Annotated in this window: 16 protein-coding genes and 1 pseudogene; 6 read left to right on the top strand and 11 right to left on the bottom strand. The window is 71.3% G+C overall.

Features of this window, described 5'->3' with window-relative positions:
* Positions 1–103: 103 nt before the first annotated feature.
* Positions 104–304, top strand: coding sequence for a hypothetical protein (locus SSQG_RS31575; protein ID WP_039934060.1), 201 nt, complete (start codon positions 104–106; stop codon positions 302–304).
* A 19-nt stretch (positions 305–323) separates the two neighbouring features.
* Here the strand turns inward: SSQG_RS31575 and SSQG_RS31570 are convergent, their stop codons facing one another.
* Both SSQG_RS31570 and SSQG_RS31565 read right to left on the bottom strand, forming a co-directional pair.
* Complete coding sequence (locus SSQG_RS31570; RefSeq protein ID WP_003994013.1) at positions 324–719, bottom strand: ribonuclease domain-containing protein; 396 nt, start codon at positions 717–719, stop codon at positions 324–326.
* A gap of 149 nt (positions 720–868) precedes the next feature.
* Positions 869–1,495, bottom strand: a complete 627-nt coding sequence (locus SSQG_RS31565; RefSeq protein ID WP_003994012.1) for a dihydrofolate reductase family protein — start codon at positions 1,493–1,495, stop codon at positions 869–871.
* Between the two features lie 209 nt (positions 1,496–1,704).
* On the opposite strand from SSQG_RS31565, the gene SSQG_RS31560 reads away from it, so the two are divergent.
* Positions 1,705–2,448 carry an SDR family oxidoreductase gene (locus SSQG_RS31560; RefSeq protein ID WP_003994011.1) on the top strand — a complete coding sequence of 248 codons (744 nt, stop codon included), beginning with the start codon at positions 1,705–1,707 and terminating at the stop codon, positions 2,446–2,448.
* Between the two features lie 165 nt (positions 2,449–2,613).
* Here SSQG_RS31560 and SSQG_RS31555 read toward each other — a convergent pair whose 3' ends face one another.
* The 5 genes and pseudogenes from SSQG_RS31555 to SSQG_RS44110 form a co-directional block, all read right to left on the bottom strand.
* On the bottom strand, positions 2,614–3,513 hold the full coding sequence (locus SSQG_RS31555; protein ID WP_003994010.1) for a biotin-dependent carboxyltransferase family protein: 900 nt from the start codon (positions 3,511–3,513) through the stop codon (positions 2,614–2,616).
* A complete protein-coding gene (locus SSQG_RS31550) occupies positions 3,510–4,139 on the bottom strand; it encodes a 5-oxoprolinase subunit B family protein (RefSeq protein ID WP_003994009.1) in 630 nt (209 codons plus the stop codon). Before SSQG_RS31550 ends, SSQG_RS31555 begins: the two co-directional genes overlap by 4 nt.
* Positions 4,136–4,900, bottom strand: a complete 765-nt coding sequence (locus tag SSQG_RS31545) for a LamB/YcsF family protein (protein WP_039934059.1) — start codon at positions 4,898–4,900, stop codon at positions 4,136–4,138. Before SSQG_RS31545 ends, SSQG_RS31550 begins: the two co-directional genes overlap by 4 nt.
* 55 nt (positions 4,901–4,955) lie before the next feature.
* The gene (locus SSQG_RS44115; protein WP_425315005.1) at positions 4,956–5,045 is read right to left on the bottom strand and encodes a hypothetical protein; all 90 of its coding nucleotides are present in this window, start codon (positions 5,043–5,045) and stop codon (positions 4,956–4,958) included.
* Between the two features lie 38 nt (positions 5,046–5,083).
* Positions 5,084–5,336 (bottom strand): annotated as a pseudogene (locus tag SSQG_RS44110) (hypothetical protein); the annotation flags it as partial.
* A gap of 116 nt (positions 5,337–5,452) precedes the next feature.
* Here SSQG_RS44110 and SSQG_RS31540 point away from each other — a divergent pair.
* The gene (locus SSQG_RS31540) at positions 5,453–6,193 is read left to right on the top strand and encodes a GntR family transcriptional regulator (protein WP_052310371.1); all 741 of its coding nucleotides are present in this window, start codon (positions 5,453–5,455) and stop codon (positions 6,191–6,193) included.
* Here SSQG_RS31540 and SSQG_RS31535 read toward each other — a convergent pair.
* From SSQG_RS31535 to SSQG_RS31520, 4 genes are all read right to left on the bottom strand, one after another.
* On the bottom strand, positions 6,190–7,452 hold the full coding sequence (locus SSQG_RS31535; protein WP_039934057.1) for an ABC transporter substrate-binding protein: 1,263 nt from the start codon (positions 7,450–7,452) through the stop codon (positions 6,190–6,192). The genes SSQG_RS31540 and SSQG_RS31535 overlap by 4 nt on opposite strands.
* Positions 7,452–9,446, bottom strand: a complete 1,995-nt coding sequence (locus SSQG_RS31530) for a sensor histidine kinase (protein WP_039934056.1) — start codon at positions 9,444–9,446, stop codon at positions 7,452–7,454. Before SSQG_RS31530 ends, SSQG_RS31535 begins: the two co-directional genes overlap by 1 nt.
* A 268-nt stretch (positions 9,447–9,714) precedes the next feature.
* A complete protein-coding gene (locus SSQG_RS31525; RefSeq protein ID WP_039935571.1) occupies positions 9,715–10,989 on the bottom strand; it encodes an MFS transporter in 1,275 nt (424 codons plus the stop codon).
* A gap of 158 nt (positions 10,990–11,147) precedes the next feature.
* Positions 11,148–11,645 (bottom strand): ATP-binding protein, encoded by a 498-nt coding sequence (locus tag SSQG_RS31520; protein WP_003994002.1) that lies wholly within the window; start codon positions 11,643–11,645, stop codon positions 11,148–11,150.
* Between the two features lie 179 nt (positions 11,646–11,824).
* Between SSQG_RS31520 and SSQG_RS31515 the strand changes: the two genes are divergently transcribed.
* The 3 genes from SSQG_RS31515 to SSQG_RS31505 all read left to right on the top strand — a co-directional run bounded on the left by SSQG_RS31515 (position 11,825) and on the right by SSQG_RS31505 (position 16,261).
* Positions 11,825–13,132: an acyl-CoA carboxylase subunit beta gene (locus SSQG_RS31515; protein WP_003994001.1), complete on the top strand. Its 1,308-nt coding sequence runs from the start codon at positions 11,825–11,827 to the stop codon at positions 13,130–13,132.
* Between the two features lie 17 nt (positions 13,133–13,149).
* Positions 13,150–13,362: an acyl-CoA carboxylase subunit epsilon gene (locus SSQG_RS31510; RefSeq protein ID WP_003994000.1), complete on the top strand. Its 213-nt coding sequence runs from the start codon at positions 13,150–13,152 to the stop codon at positions 13,360–13,362.
* A 100-nt stretch (positions 13,363–13,462) separates the two neighbouring features.
* Positions 13,463–16,261, top strand: a complete 2,799-nt coding sequence (locus tag SSQG_RS31505) for a SpoIIE family protein phosphatase/ATP-binding protein (RefSeq protein WP_078506958.1) — start codon at positions 13,463–13,465, stop codon at positions 16,259–16,261.
* Positions 16,262–16,269: the final 8 nt, after the last annotated feature.

The raw sequence follows: 16,269 nt of genomic DNA, 5'->3' as shown, positions 1-16,269 counted from the left end.
ACTTTCGGTGCGGCCGGTGGACCCGGAACAGAGACTTCCGTCCGGGTGTGCTCGCCCCGCGGCCGATGTGCGTGGGGGGTCCGACGGGGCGAGGCTTTCCACCATGAGGCAGGTACTGGAGATTCTCGGCTTCCTCGCCCTGGTGCAGGGCGTGGCGGGCCTGGTGCACGAGTTCACCGACTGGGACTGGGGCCTCGTGCAGCGACTGGGGTTCCTCGACGGCCACGAGGTCTACGCGAGCGTCGCCCTGCTCGTGCTGGGCATCGCGCTGTTCGCGGCCGCCGGGAGCCGGAAGTCCGTCTGAGCCGCCGGACGGACCCTCGTCAGCAGCCGTGGTCGACCAGGTCGAAGGACTCGTAGTGGTCGGCGGTGTAGTAGTCCTCCTGGTTCTTCTGTCCGGTGACGATGCGCCGTGCACCGCGCGTGTCGGAGCCGGGGGTGATGACCGTGTACTCGTGGTAGTAGCCGGACGACTGGCTGGGCAGGACGCGCTCCCGGTTCTGGAAGACGGTGCCGTCCTGCTCGAACGGGTAGGGGCCGCCCTGCTCGATCAGGTCGAGCGTGTCGTGGGCCTGGGACGGCAGCTCGCTGTAGCAGATGTCACCGACGGCGGTGGGGGCCGCGTCGGCCGTGGTCGCGGAGACGGTGCCGCCGACGAGGAGGGCGGACAGGAGTGCGGCTGCCGTGCCGAGCCGCGAGGCGCGTGGGGGGAAAATCATGCGCTCATGATGACGCGCGTAGACAGTGGCATGTCAATGACAAGCGGGAAGAATTTGCTGTGAAGTCCCGTGCGTTCGCGGGCAGTTCATCTGACAACCGACGTCCTGGCGCCCTTTTCACCAGGGGTGACACGGACGCCGGTGCAGGGCTACGCGTTCTCCGGCAGGCCGAATTCGCCGTACTCCGGACGGCCCGCCAGGTCGTACGTCTGGATGGAGACGCCGGCGCCGGTGACGCTGCCTCCGGCGTGGCGGAACGCGGTCGGCACGGCGCCCTCCGGGAACAGCCGGAACCCGGTGCCGAGCACGACCGGGAAGGTCAGCAGGTGGAGCGTGTCGACGAGGTCGAGCGCCAGAAGGGACCGGACCAGGGCGCCGCTGCCGTGCACCTGGAGCTCGCCGTCGGTGCGCTCCTTCAGGGCGGTGACCTCCTTGGCGAGGTCCCCCGAGAGCACGGTGGTGCCCGCCCATCCGGGGTCCGTCAGGGTCGAGGAGGGGACGTACTTCGGCAGTGAGTTGAGCTTCGAGGCGACCGGGTCGGCGGGGTCGGTCACCTTAGGCCAGTACGTGCTGAAGATGTCGTACGTACGGCGCCCGAGCAGGAAGGCGCCCGGCTTCACGAAGACCTCGCCCATGAACCGGCCGAAGTCCTCGTCGGCGTACGGGAAGCTCCAGCCGCCGTGGGTGAAGCCCCCGCGGGTGTCCTCGTTCGGGCCGCCGGGGGCCTGGTAGACGCCGTCGAGGGTGACGAAGAGGGTGGAGACGAGCTTGCCCATGGCGGGTGCCTTCCTTCCGGGACGGGTGGGTCGGTCTGCTGTCATGAGGTCTGTTGTCATCGGGTCTGTTGTCATCGGTACAGACCCGGCCGGCACCCGCAACTCATCGCTGGGCCGTTCGCCGTCCGCACGCCGTCGCCGCCGGCCGCCGGGACCTCCATGTCCGTTCCCCGCCAGCGTTCCGGACGCGCCGGCGCTGGGATGGACGCATGACAACCCAAGGAACTCTTGACGGCAAGGTGGCTCTCGTGACCGGCGGCAGCCGGGGCATCGGCGCGGCGACGGCACTGCGGCTGGCCCGTGAAGGCGCGGACGTCGCCGTCGGCTATGTGAACGGCAAGGAGGCGGCCGAGGACGTCGTACGGGCCGTGGAGGCGCTGGGGCGCCGGGCGGTGGCGGTGCGCGCGGACGCGGCGGACGCGGACGACGCGGCCGGTGCCGTGACCGCGACGGCCGATGCGCTGGGCGGCCTCGACATCCTGGTCAACAACGCGGGGGTGGGGGTGCTCGGGCCGCTGGAGACCCTGTCGCTGGCGGATGTGGACCGTGTGCTCGACATCAACGTGCGGGGTGTCTTCCTGACCTCGCAGGCCGCCGCCGCGCGGATGGCGGAGGGCGGGCGGATCATCACGATCGGCAGCTGCATGGCCCAGCGGGTGCCGGGCCCCGGCGGGACGCTCTACGCGATGAGCAAGGCGGCGCTCGCCGGTCTGACGAAGGCCCTGGCGCGGGAGCTGGGCGGGCGCGGGATCACCGCGAACCTCGTCCTCCCGGGCCCGACGGACACCGACATGAACCCGGCGGACGGACCGTTCGCGTCCGGCCAGGCGGCGATGACCGCGCTGGGCCGGTTCGGGACGGCGGACGAGGTGGCGTCGACGGTGGCGTACCTGGCGGGGGCGACGTATGTGACCGGTGCCGAGTTCGCCGTGGACGGCGGGCACGCGGCGTGACACACGTGGGGCGCACCGGGCTGTCAGGCGGTGCGCCCCACGGGACGGGGCGCCGCTCAGCCGGCCGAGGCGACAAGCAGGCCATATCCATAGCGGCCCTGGAGCCCTGGCTCGGACACCAGCCGCAAAGCAGCTACCGCACCCGCTGTCTCAGCGTCGGACTTCTCATGGTGAGACGGCCCGGCCGGCCGGGCGCCGGTTCCGCAGCGGGGTGAAACGCACGGGAAGACCTGGCGGAGCCTGGGCGGCGGCGGACAGCCGGGCCTCGGGGACGACGCCGATGACGGGGTACCCGCCGGTGGTGGGTGAGTCGGCCAGGAAGAGCACGGGCCTGCCGTCCGGTGGCACCTGGACCGCGCCGAGCACCATGCCCTCGCTGGGAAGTTCGCCGTCCACCGCTCGTTCCAGGGCGGGGCCGTCCAACCGCAGTGCGATGCGGTTGCTGTGGGGTGACACGGAGAAACGACCCGCCGCGAGGGTGCGCACGGCCGCGGCGGTGAACCAGTCGTCGCGCGGGCCGAGCAGGACCGGGAGCACCAGTTCCCGCGGTGGCCCGTCGAACAGGGTCAGGTGGTGGCGGGGTGCGCCCGCTCCTGCCGGTTCGCCCAGGGGCAGGATGTCACCGTCCTTGAGGGGCGCGGGGCCGAGGCCGGACAGCAGGTCGGTGGAGCGGCTGCCGAGGACCGGCGACAGGGCGATGCCGCCGCTGAAGGCGAGATAGCAGCGCAGCCCGAAGGTGGCGGCGCCCACGCCGAGCACCGCGCCGGCCGGCAGGTGGACAGGGCTGCCCCATGCCGCCGGCCGACCGTCGACGTGGACCGGGGCGGGCGCCCCGGTGACGGCCACGGTCACCGGCCGGGTGGCGCGTACGGCCACGCCGGTCAGTGTGGTCTCCAGGGTGGCGGCGTCGGCGGGATTGCCCACCAGCCGGTTCGCCAGCCGGTGTGCCGGCTGGTCCAGGGCGCCGGAGCGGGGCACGCCGAGCGCCGCGTGGCCGAACCGCCCGAGGTCCTGCACGGTGGTCAGCGCACCGGCCCGCACCACTTCCACCTTGCCGTCGCTCATGCGGCCGCCTCCTCGGACAGCGGCACGAAACGCACCCGGGTACCCGGCACGAGCAGGGCCGCCGGTTGGCGCTCCAGGTCCCACAAGGTGACCGAAGTCCTGCCGATCAGTTGCCATCCGCCCGGCGAGCTCCGGGGGTAGATGCCCGTGTAGGTGCCGGCCAGGGCCACCGACCCGGCCGGTACCGAGGTGCGCGGCTGCGCCCGGCGCGGCACGACGTACGGCTCACCCTGTCCCGTCAGGTACGCGAATCCCGGGGCGAAACCGGAGAACGCCACCCGGTATTCGGCGCCGCTGTGCACACGGACCACGTCGTCCTCACTCATGCCCCACAGCTCGGCGACCACGGCGAGGTCGGCCCCGTCGTACCGGACGGGGATCTTCACCAGGTCATCGCTGTCCGCCGCCGGCGCGGGAGCGGACCAGCGGAGCAACTCCGCCCGGATGCCGGGGAGATCGTGCACGCCGTACAGCAGCACGGTCTTCTCGCCCGGCACGATCTCCCGCACCGGCGTCAGGGTGCCCGTGTCACGGCGGCGCAGCAGTTCGGCATGCCAGGCCTGAGCCTCGCCCGGTCCGTCCAGATCGATGAGCAGCGAGTCCTGTCCGACCGGCAGCAGCCTCATACGAACGCCTCCAGCCTGACTCCGGCGTCCTGCAGCGCCTTGCGGATCCGGAGGGCGAGGTCTACCGCCCCGGGAGTGTCCCCGTGCAGGCACAGCGACCTGGCCCGTATCGGTACCGGTTCACCGGTGAGTGCGGTCGTGCGGCCGTCGCGGGCCAGCGCGACCACCTGCCTGACGACCTGATGCGGATCGCTGATCACTGCGCCGGGTGTGCCACGTGGGACCAGGGTGCCCGCCGCGGTGTAGGCGCGGTCGGCGAAGGTTTCGGCTACCACGGCCAGCCCTTCTCGGCCGGCCGCCTGATGCATGGCCGAGTCGGCCAGGCACAGGACGGCCAGTCCGGGGGCGGCGTGCCTGATGCCCGAGGCGACGGCGGCGGCCTGTTCGGGGTCGGAGACCACCCGGTTGTAGAGCGCTCCGTGCGGCTTGACGTAGGCGACGTCCGCGCCGGCGGCGCGGGCGAACACCTGGAGGGCGCCGATCTGGTACGTGACCTCGTCGGCCAGTTCGCCCGCGGGGACGTCCATGGCCCGGCGCCCGAATCCGGCCAGATCCCGGTAGGAGACCTGGGCCCCGATGCGCACCCCGCGCTCGACGGCCAGGTCACAGACCCGGCGCATGATGCCGGGATCGCCCGCGTGGAATCCGCAGGCGACATTGGCGCTGGTCACCAGGTCCAGCATGGCCTCGTCATCGGTGAGGGCCCACCGTCCGTAGCCCTCCGCGAGATCCGCGTTGAGATCGATCACGACGTCTGTCATCTCTGGTGCCTGTTTCTCCTCGCGAGAGCACATGTTCCGGATTCCTCGGCACGCGTCATCCGACGCGGTGGTCGGTGTCCCGCACATCCGTGATCAGCATGTATCCGGGTGCGTGGGTCACGGCGAAGGGCGGTCGAGAGGCCATCAGGGCGGCCTGCGGGGTGACGCCGCAGGCCCAGAACAGGAGCCGGGGTCCGTGACGTCGAGCACCGGACACGGCTTGGGGTTGCGCTGGCAGAACAGCAGCACGTCGTAGGCCCAGTCGGCGGGTACCGAGATCAGATTGACCTGGGTGAAGCCCCCGCACCAGCCGGCAGTGGACCGGCTTCTCACCGGTTCGGAACAGCTCCCGGGCCTGAGCGGGGCTCAGGGCTGCGGGGTGAGCGACAGTTGCCACCAGCGATCCTTTCGGCAGGCGAGGTCGAGCGCGGTGCACGCGCGGCCACCCCAAGCTAGAGGATTGTTGAACAATCCCACAAGAGCCGTGTTGTTCCATCCTCGAGTTTTCGGTTGACTGGTCTTCCAGAGCTCCACGAAGGGGGACCGAAGACGATGGCTGCCGAGGTGGATCCGGCCGTGCTCGTGGCGGACCGCGCCCTGCTGGGGCGCTCCAGCACCGCCGAGCGGGTCGCCGACATCCTGCGCACCCGCATTTCGGAGGGGCACCTCGCACCGGGCGGCAAGCTCTCCGAGGACACCATCGGCAAAGCGCTCGGCGTCTCACGCAACACCCTCCGTGAGGCGTTCCGTCTGCTCACGCACGAGAAATTGCTGGTGCACGAACTCAACCGCGGGGTCTTCGTCCGGATGCTCACCGTCCAGGACGTCATCGACATCTATCGGGTGCGTCGCCTCGTCGAATGCTCGGTGGTCCGCCACCTCGGCAACCCGCCGTACGATCTGGCCGCCGCCGAGGCCGCGGTCGCCGAGGGGGAACAGGCCGCAGCGGCAGGCGACTGGCTGCAGGTCGGCACGGCCAACACGCACTTCCACGACGCGGTGGTGGCGCTCGGCGAAAGCGTCCGCCTGAACGAGCTGATGCGTGGCGTGCTGGCGGAACTGCGCCTCGGCTTCCATGTGATGGGCGCGAGACTGCGGGGGTTCCACGAGTCCTACCTGGCCCGCAACCGGGACATCCTCGCCGCCCTCAGATCCGGCGCCATCGTGAAGGCGGAACTCCTGCTCGCCGACTACCTCGACGACGCCGAGGAGGAACTCGTGCGGACGTACGCCGCGACGATCACGGCCGAAGCGGGCCGAAGCCAGGGCGAGCAGGAGCGGCAAGGCCCCTAGGGCATGGGCCACCGCAGCCGTGCGCGAGCCACGTCGAAGGGGTAGACCAGGCGGTAACCCCCCTTCTGGATCTGCTCCACGACGCCCCGGGCCCCGATGTTCTGATGGTTGTCGTCGAACTTCACGCCGTCCCACGGCATGATCGTGTCCCGTCCCGGGACATCGAGGTTCACCAGGGCGGAGCGGATGTCCGCCGGGGAGAGGGAGGTCGCCTCGCCGACCGCCTGGGCGAGGCTCATCACCGCCGTGAACGCACGTGCGGCGTCGTCGTTCATCGGCCTGTGGTACGTCGCCCGGTAGAGGCCGGCGACGGCCCGTGCCGCCCGGTTGTGCGTGGCCAGGTCCGCGGACCAGGCGAACCGGCTGCATATCCCTTCCGCGTCGCGGCCCTCCGTCGTGACGAAGGCCGGGTCGGCGTACCCCCCGCCGAAGGCCACGAGAGCCGGTGGCTCGTACGACACGGCGCGGGACTCATCACTCAGGGCGAGCGCCTGCGGCGTGTACAGCAACGTCAGGACGACGTCCGGGTCCGAGGCCCGCACCTTTTCGACGGCCCCCGACAGGTCGGTGGACCCGGCGCTCACCTCGACGTCGGCCACGACATCGCCGTCGACCTGCGAGGCGAGGCGCTTGATCATGTCCGATCCGTCCGAGCCGTACTGGTCGTCCGTGTGCACCACGGCGATGCGTCGAACGGCGGTGCCTTCGCTCTGGCGCTGCTCCTTGAGCAGTGAGAACACCACCCGGCCGTAGCCGAGGTCGGAGGGCCCCGTACGGAAGAACCAGTCCAGGCCCCGCTCGGTCAGCGACGCCGCCGATGATCCGCCGTTGACCAAGGGGACCTTCAGCGCCTCGGCCCGCGCGGCGGCCGCCTGGGTGACCGCCGACTCGTAGCCGCCGGCCACGGCCACCGCGCCCCGGCCCCTCACGAGCCGCTCCACCTGTCCGGCGACGGTCGTGCCGGAAGCCGCGGTGTCGGCGGTCAGCAGCCTGATCTTCGTACGGTTCGCCCGGAGGAGCCCCTCCCCCGGGCCGAGCGGAAGCGGGATGGAGGTCAGGTCCTCGTTGACGATCTTCACCGCCAGTTCGGCACCGCGCCGGGTGTCGGCGCCCACGGTGGCCGCGGGGCCCGAGAGCGGGGCCAGGAAACCGATGGACACGGTGGCCCGGGGGTTCGCCACGGGGTCCCCCGTGCAGGCGGAGGTGAGCAGCAGGGCCGAACAGAGGGCGGCGACCGCGCCGGCAGCGGGTCTCGGCATCACGGTTGTCCTTCTGTGGTGAACGGTACGGACGGCGGTGCGTGGCCGGCGTCGGCGTGCAGCCCGTCGGAGAACCGGCGGTGGACCAGCCAGTCCTGCGCCGAACCGAACGCGGGTGCGGCGGGCGGGACCTGCGCGGCGAGTGCGTGCGGGTGGGCGGCCTCAGCGGCGGAAGGGTCCTCGAGCCTGGCCAGCAGGTGACGGGGCAACCGCACCAGGGCCGTCGTCCCCCGCCGGGGCGAGGGGACGAGGGCGACCGAGATGCCGTGTCTGGACGCGAGGCGGCTGACGACGAAGAGGCCCATGGTCTGCCCCGCCTCGGGGTCGAAGGCGCGCACGGAGGACAGCCGGTGGTTCGCGAGCGCCAGGTCGGCGGGAGTCATCCCCGACCCCTCGTCCACGATGGTGATCACCAGACCGGCGGCGCGGTCGCGAGCGACGCCGTACGTCACCATGACGGTGGAGCGCGGGCCGGAGAACTGCGTGGCGTTCTCCATCAGTTCCGCGAGGAGGTGCACCAGGTCGGTCACGGCGTCACCCACGACGTCCGCCTCGACGGACGGCCGGCAGACGACCCGGGCGTAGTGCTCCACCTCGGCGCTCGCCGCGAGCAGGACCTCCGCCAGGGGCATCGGGCGGTCCCATCCCCGCCCGGTGTCCGAACCCGCGAGCACCAGCAGGCTCTCGTCGGTACGCAACATCTGCGTGGCCAGGTGGTCCAGTTGGAACAGCCGTGCCAGGCGCTCGGGGTCCCGCTCGTCCTGTTCGAGGTCTCCGATCTCGGTGAGGAGCTTGCCCACCAGACGCTGGTTGCGGCGGGAGAGGTGCACGAACATCCCGTTGATGTGCGAGCGGAGCGCGGCCTGATCCGTGGCCAGCCGCACGGCCGCGTCGTGCACGGCGTCGAAGGCCCGGGCGACCTCGCCGATCTCGTCCTCGCAGACCACCCCGGTGGGTTCGGCCCGGATGTCGCCGAGGTCATCGACGTCCGCCTGCCGCAGACGTTCGAGCGCCGCGGGCAGCCGGTGGTGGGCGACATCGAGGGCCGAGGCGCGCAGTGTCCGCAAAGGACGCGTCATGGACCGTACCGCCGCGGTGACCATCCCTCCGGTCGCCAGGAACACGGCCAGCATGCCCGCCGCACCCCACCAGCCGGCCCACAGCCGTGCGGCGTGCGCCGCGTCGCTGACGCTGATCAGGTCGTCCAGGACCCGGGACTCGACCGTGCGCATCAGTGCGATCTTGCGCCCGGAGACCTGCTTCCACCGGGCCGGTTCGATACCGATCCGGCCGGCCTGCGCCTGCTCGGCGGCCCGTTCCTGGATGGCCTGGGCAGCGCTGACCGAGGTCCCCTTGACGGAGTCGGCGTACAGGGTGCGCTGCGGCAGGCTGGTCGTGGCCAGGAAGTCGTCCACGGACTCCTGCTGACGGGCGACCGCGCCGGCGAACTCCGGGAACTGGCCGACCAGGAACGTCCCGGTGGTCAGGGCGGCATTGAGTTCCGCCCGGACCCGGCTGGTGTTCTCCACGGCGACGGACAGCGTGTTGAGGACCCGCACCCGTTGCGCGGACGTCCCGTCACCGTTGTGCTCGGCGAGGACCGGGCCGAGGTCCATCAGTCTGCTCACCATGACCGTGTAGCCGGCGACGATCGCCCCCTGGGTCAGCCCGGCCTCGTCCACCGCCCGGCGCAGCCCGCCGAGCGTGCGCAACTCCTCCGCGGCCCTGCGCGACGCCACCTCCAGTCGCGGATCACCGGCGGCGTCGAGGGCGCCCGCCGCCCGGCGGTAGGCGACGGCGGCGGTGTCGGCCGCGGCGCGTCGTTCGTCGAGGCTGCCGCGCGAGCCCTCGCGCCGTTCGGCGACGAACGCGGCCGTGTCGTCACGCTCGTCCTGGAGGGCGTGGACCAGGCCGAGGGCGGGGCGCTGGAGACGGGCCAGTGCGGCGAACCGCCCGTAGTCACGGGCGTCGCCGATGGTCCGGGAAAGGCTCACGGTAGCGAGGAAGCCGGCCAGGAGTCCGGGGATCAGGACGACGGCGGTGAGTTTGCTGCGTACCCGCCAGTTCCTGGCGCGGGCGAGATGGCGCGCTGTTCGCGCGTCGGGCCAGTGACGAGGACGAGGTCTCGTCCGGTGGGCCCTGCCGACTCTCGGGTGCAAGGGATGAAGCCTCTCCTGTGCGGCGGCGCCCCGGGGCCATGGGTCCGGTGTCATTCGGCCCCGGGGCGCCGCGCCGTACGGTGCGTCCCAGTGGCGGGACGCCTCAGGTGAGTTCGGTACCGCGGGTCTCCGGCAGCCCCAGGAGGGCGACCAGGGCGATGGCGTAGCCGATGACTCCGTAGATCAGGGCGCCGCCGACGCCCGCGCTGCCCGCGGAGAAGCCGACCGCGGTGGGGAAGAAGGCGCCGAGGGCGCGGCCGACGTTGTACGTGAAGCTCTGGCCGGTGCCACGGACCGGGCCCGGGTAGAGCTCGGCCAGGAAGGCACCGAACCCGGAGAAGATGGCGGAGGCGCAGAACCCCAGCGGGAAGCCCAGGAGCAGCAGCGTGGTGTTGGCGCCCTGCGGGATGTTGATGTAGGCCAGCAGCAAGCCGGCGCTGAGCACCGCGAAGAGGGCGAAGGTCTTCTTGCGTCCGAGCACGTCGGTGATGTAGCCGGCGGCGAGGTAGCCGAGGAAGGCGCCGGTGATGAGCATGAACAGGTAACTGCCGGTGCCGACCACGGTGAGGCCGCGCTCGACCTTGAGGTAGGTGGGCAGCCAGGTGGCGATGGTGTAGTAGCCGCCCTGCACACCGATGGCGAGCAGCGTCGCGAAGAGCGTCTTGCGGGCGAGGTCGCCCTTGAAGATCGACGACAGCGGGACACGCGGTTCCTTGCTCGCCAGCCGCTCGGTCACCTCGGGGGCGTCCTTGACGTTGCGGCGGACGTACACCAGCAGCAGCGCGGGCAGAGCGCCCGTCCAGAACATCACCCTCCAGCTGATGGAGGGGTCCAGGGTGTCCATCACGACCGTCGACACCATCACGGCGAGGCCCCAGCCGACCGCCCAGGAACTCTGGATGAACGCCAACACCCTGCCGCGATAGCGGGACTTGGCGTACTCCGCCACCAGAACAGCCCCGGCCGCCCATTCACCGCCGAAGCCGAGGCCCTGGAAAGCCCTGCACACCAGCAGCATCGGGTAGTTGACGGCGAAGCCGCACAGCACGGTGAAGACGGCGTAGGTGGCCACCGTGATCATGAGCGTCTTCACCCGGCCGACCCTGTCGATCAGCAGGCCCGCCAGAACGCCACCGAGCGCGGACACCAGCAGCGTGACCGTGGTCAGCAGGCCCGTCTGCGCCGTGGTGAGGCTGAAGTAGGCCGCCATGGCCACCATGCTGAGCGGGAGTACCTGGAAGTCGTACGAGTCGAGGGCGTACCCGCCGAACGCTCCCTTGAAGGCGCGGCGTCCCTGCGGGGAGAACGACCGGTACCAGGCGAATCGGCCGGTCAGATCCTCGGCGACGACTGGGGGACTGGTGGGCGTGGTTGTCATGGAGACCTCACGGGAGGAGGGAACGGAGTAGAGGTGGCTGGTGATGGGTCGGTCCATCCCGTACGCCCAGCCTTCGTGGGAACCGGCCCTGCGCACCAGCCGGCCTCGACGTGGGAACAACCTAGGGATCGTTCAACGATCCCTCAAGAGGAATGGGCTTATTTTCTGCTTTGGCTTTCCACGTGCACATCGAGTGAGCCGACCGACGACCGGACGGACACCTCGGCCCACACCACGAAACCGTGCGGCAGGCGCCAGGCGCCCCACCGCGAGGACAGCGCCTCGACCAGCAGCAGACCCCGGCCGCCGCAGCTCGACCCGTCCCCGCGCTCGCGCGGCTCCGGAACCCCGGCCCAGCCCAGCCCGTGGTCGCCGACCTCGAGGCGCACCACGTCGGCGGCGCCGTCCGGTATGTGCCGCACCGTGTGCCAGACGGGACCCGACCCGTGGCAGACAGCTTTCGTGACGAGCTCGGAGACGATCAGCGTCGCATCGTCGGCCACCTGGGACAGGCCCCAGCCGTCCAACTGCGCCACCACCTGCCGGCGGGCCGACCGAGCGGATGCGGCGACCGAAGGGAGGTGCCACGTCGCGCGATCCGCGACATCGGCACCCAGGACGGCCACAGCCGGCCGAGAGGAAGGGAAGGGAGACATCTTTGCCCCACAGAGGTAGGTGCGAGAGTGGATTGTTCAACAATCCTCACAAGTGAATACTCCCCATCAGACGACGGCGTCAATGCTTCGGCGGGGACGTGGAGTATTGAAGGATTGTTCAACAATCTCTAGGCTCTGCGGTCACAGCTTCCAGCACTCACCAGGACAGGAACATCCGGATGACCGAAGTGGGCACCGACCTCAGCAGCGCCCGCGAGCTGGTTGAGCTGCTGCTCGACGAAGGCTCCCTCACCGAGTCGGACGCCGTGGCACATCGCCACCCCGACAACGTCGTCGGCTACGGCACGGTCGACGGCCGGCCCGTGTGCGTCGCCTCCGGCCCGAAGATCCCCAAGGCGCTGGAGTTCGCCCTGAAGACAGGATGCCCGCTCATCTCCGTCGTCGGCTCCGACACCGGCGGAGGTGCCGTGGGCCTCCCGGGGGAGATCTTCCGCCGCGCCGTACTCGCCTCCGGGGTCGTCCCCCAGATCGCCCTGATCGTGGGGCATGCGGGCCACGCCGCGCCCTCCCCCGCCGTCAGCGACTTCGTGGTGACGAGCGACCAGGCGTCGTACATGTTCGCGACCGGACCCGTGGAAGTCGAGGACGTCACCGAAGAGCTCCTGGGCCCCGAAGAGCTCGCCGGCGCCAGGGCCCTCAGCACCGAGTCCGCCATCGCACACCACATGGCCGACGACGAGAAGGCCGCCGTCGAATACGTCAGAACACTGCTGTCCTACCTCCCCTCCAACAACCTGGAGGAGCCACCGGCCGACCCCTGGAGTCTCACGGAGGATGTCGAGGCGGAACTGCGGCCACTGCTGGACTCGGTCGTACCCCCCACGCTCCACCAGCCGTACGACATGCTCCAAGTCGTCGAAAACGCCCTGGACGACGACGAGTTCCTGGAGACCCAGGCCCTCTTCGCCCCCGCCGTCATCACCGGGTTCGGCCGCGTCGAGGGTCACCCCGTCGGCATCGTCGCCAACCAGCCCCTGCGCCACGGCGGTTGTCTGGACACCGACACCTGTGACAAGGCCGCCCGCTTCATCCGCACCTGCGACGCCTTCAACGTGCCGGTCCTGACCTTCGTCGACGTCCCGGGCTTCCGCCCCGGCACCGACCAGGAGCGGAGCGGCACGGTCCGCCACGGCGCCAAACTGGCCTATGCCTACGCGGAGGCCACCGTGCCACTGCTCACCGTGATCACCCGCGAGGCCCGCGGCGGCGCCTACGACGTCATGGGCTCCAAGCATCTCGGCGCGGACCTCAACCTCGCCTGGCCCACGGCCCGCATCACCGTGCCCGGAACACGGCTCGCCCCACAGGACACCCGCCTCGACTCCGACTCGGCCCTCGAAAGCGGCTACGTCGACGCCGTGATCACCCCGTCCCTGACCAGGCAGCACCTCATCCGGGGCCTGCGAGCCCTGCGCACCAAGCGCGAGACACAGCCCGGCAAGAAGCACGGCAACATCCCCCTCTAGGAGGTGAGGAACTCACCATGCCCCTGCCCCTTGTCACGATCGTGCGCGGGCGACCCACCGCCGAGGAACTGGCCGCCGTCATCGCGGTCTTCCAGGCCCGGGCCGCGGCCCCACCGCCTCCCGCCCGACCGCTCGCCGAGCCCCGGCGGTCCGCCTGGAACGACCGCGCCTCGGCCATCGAGATGCGGCGTCTTCCCGGGATGTTCCGCTCCACGCGACGCCACGCCTGACCTGCCCGGCAGGCGGGCGGAACCTCGAGGGAGCACGGGCGGGTGATCCGTTTCCGTCGGCAAGGTCGCCGTCCGCAGCAATAGGAGTAGAAAGTACGACATGGTCCTGTTCACCCGCGGAACACGCAGCCGCCGTGAAGGCCGCCGCCGGGCGCCGGGCGCCACGCAGGCGCCGAACGGACGCCCCCGATCCCTGCTCGGCATACGCAGCGTGGCGGGCCAGGTCTTCCTCCTGCAGGTCGTGCTCGCGGTGCTGCTCGTCGCCGCCGCGGCGGCGGCTCTTGTACTGCAGGCCAGGCGCGACAGCACCAGGGAGGCCCGGGCCCGGACCCTCGCCGTGGCCGAATCCGTCGCCCAGTCGCCGGGCATCGTCGCCGCCGTGGACGGCCGGAACCCGACGGCGGCGCTGCAGCCGCGCGCCGAGGCGGTCCGCAAGCGCACCGGCGTCGACTACGTCGTGCTGTGGAACACGGACGGGATCCGGTACACCCATCCCGACCCGGACATGATCGGAAAACACATCGTCGGCCCGTACCGGGACACCATCGACCTGGCGCGGGCCGGCCGGCCCCTCGTCAGGACCATCGACACGGTCACGGGCCTCACCGTGAACTCCTCCGTCCCCATCACCCGCCCGGACGGTTCGCTCGCCGGCATATCGTCGGCCGGTATCACGGTGCGCAACGTGAACAACATGGTGGCGGACCAGCTGCCCCTGCTGCTGGTCTCCGTCGCCGGCGCACTCGTCCTCACCTCGGGAAGCGCCGTCCTGGTGAGCCGACGGCTGCGGCGTCAGACCCACGGTCTGGGCGCGGCCGAGATGACCCGCATGTACGACCACCACGACGCGGTACTGCACTCCGTACGCGAGGGGGTCGTGATCGTCGAGGGCGACGGACGGCTGCTGCTCGCCAACGACGAGGCACGGCGGCTCCTGGGGCTCCCCGACGACGCGGAGGGGCGCCCCGTGGCCGGCCTGGGCCTGGCCCCGAGCACCGTGGAACTGCTGGCCTCGGCCCGGATGGCCACGGACGAGGTGCACCTGGCCGGGGACCGGCTACTGGCGGTCAACGTCCGTCCCACGGACCGTGACGGCGGCCCGGCGGGGAACGTGGCGACACTGCGGGACACCACCGAGCTGCACGCACTGGCCGGCCGGGCCGAGAAGGCCCGGGAGCGGCTGGAGCTGCTGTACAGCGCCGGGGCGCGGATCGGCACCACCCTGGACGTGGTGCGTACCGCCGAGGAGCTGGCCGAGGTGGCGGTCCCCCGGTTCGCGGACTTCGTCAGCGTGGAGCTGCTGGACCCCGTGCTGCGCGGTGAGGAGCCGGCCGGACCGAGCAGCGAGATGCGCCGCACCGCCCTGCGAGGCGTCCGGGAAGACCCGCCGCTCTACTCGGTGGGCGAGCTGGTCAGGTTCGCCCCCTCGACCCCGATGGCCGTAGGAATGCACAGCGGCCGGGCGGTCCTGGAAGCCGACCTGCGCGCCGCGCCCGGCTGGGAGGCCCAGGACCCCGAACGCGCCCGGAGGATCCTCGACTACGGCATCCGCTCCCTGATCGCGGTGCCGCTGCGGGCCCGCGGTGTGGTGCTGGGAGCGATCGACTTCTGGCGGATGGACCCGTCCGAGCTCTTCGGGGAGGAGGATCTGTCCTTCGCCGAGGAGCTGGCGGCCCGGTCCGCGGTGTGCGTCGACAACGCCCGCCGCTACACCCGGGAACACACCATGTCCGTGACCCTGCAGCGCAGCCTGCTGCCCGGCGGCCTGCCCGAGCAGAGCGCAGTGGAGGTGGCCTACCGGTACCTGCCCGCCCAGGCCGGAGTGGGCGGCGACTGGTTCGACGTCATCCCGCTGTCGTGCACCCGGGTCGCCCTCGTGGTCGGTGACGTGGTCGGCCACGGGCTGCACGCCTCGGCCACCATGGGCCGGCTGCGCACCGCGGTGCACAACTTCTCCGCCTTGGACCTGACCCCCGACGAACTCCTGACCCACCTGGACGAACTGGTCGCCAGAATGGACCAGGACGGGGCTGCCAGGGGCGGTGACGAGGGGGCCACGGGAGCCACCTGCCTGTACGCCGTCTACGACCCGGTCTCCGGTCACTGCAGCATGGCCCGCGCCGGGCATCCGGGTCCCGCCCTGATCCGCCCCGGTGGCGCCGTGGAGTTCCCCGACGTGCCCGCGGGCCTGCCCCTCGGCTTCGGGGGACAGCCCTTCGAAACCGCCGAACTCGAGCTCCCCGAGGGCAGCCGGCTCGCCCTGTACACCGACGGGCTCGTCGAAGACCGCCACCGCGACTCCGGCACGGGCCTCGAACTCCTGCGCAGGGCCCTCGCGAGCCCCGCCGACCGGACCATGGAGGACACCTGCCAGGCGGTACTGGACGCCCTGGTGCCCGCAGACCCGAGCGACGACATCGCCCTGCTGATGGCCCGCACCCGCGTCCTCGCCCCCGAGCAGGTCGCCACGTGGGACATTCCCGCGGACCCCGCCGCCGTGGCCGCCGTCCGCAAGGAGGCCACCCGGCAGGTGGCCGACTGGGGGCTGGGGGAGATCTCCTTCGCCGCCGAGCTGATTCTCAGCGAACTGGTCACCAACGCCATCCGCTACGGCAGGGAGCCCATCACCGTACGCCTGCTCCTCGACCACACCCTGGTCTGCGAAGTCGCGGACGGCTCCAGCACCTCCCCTCACCTGCGCCGGGCCAAGACCACCGACGAGGGCGGACGCGGCCTGTTCCTCGTCACCCAGTTCGCGCAGCGCTGGGGCACCCGCTACTCGTCCGACGGCAAGGTGATCTGGACCGAGCAGGCCCTGGACGGAGGTGAGGCCGCCACCGGCGGTGAGGCGCTGGGCACCGGACTGCTGGACGCGTGGGACGACGTGTCGCTGCCGTGACCGCGCGG

Origin of the sequence: Streptomyces viridochromogenes DSM 40736, from assembly GCF_000158955.1 — a bacterium.
GTDB lineage: Bacteria > Actinomycetota > Actinomycetes > Streptomycetales > Streptomycetaceae > Streptomyces > Streptomyces venetus.
The sequence above is the reverse complement of the archived record's forward strand: the minus strand, read 5'-3'. Positions and strand labels throughout refer to the sequence as shown.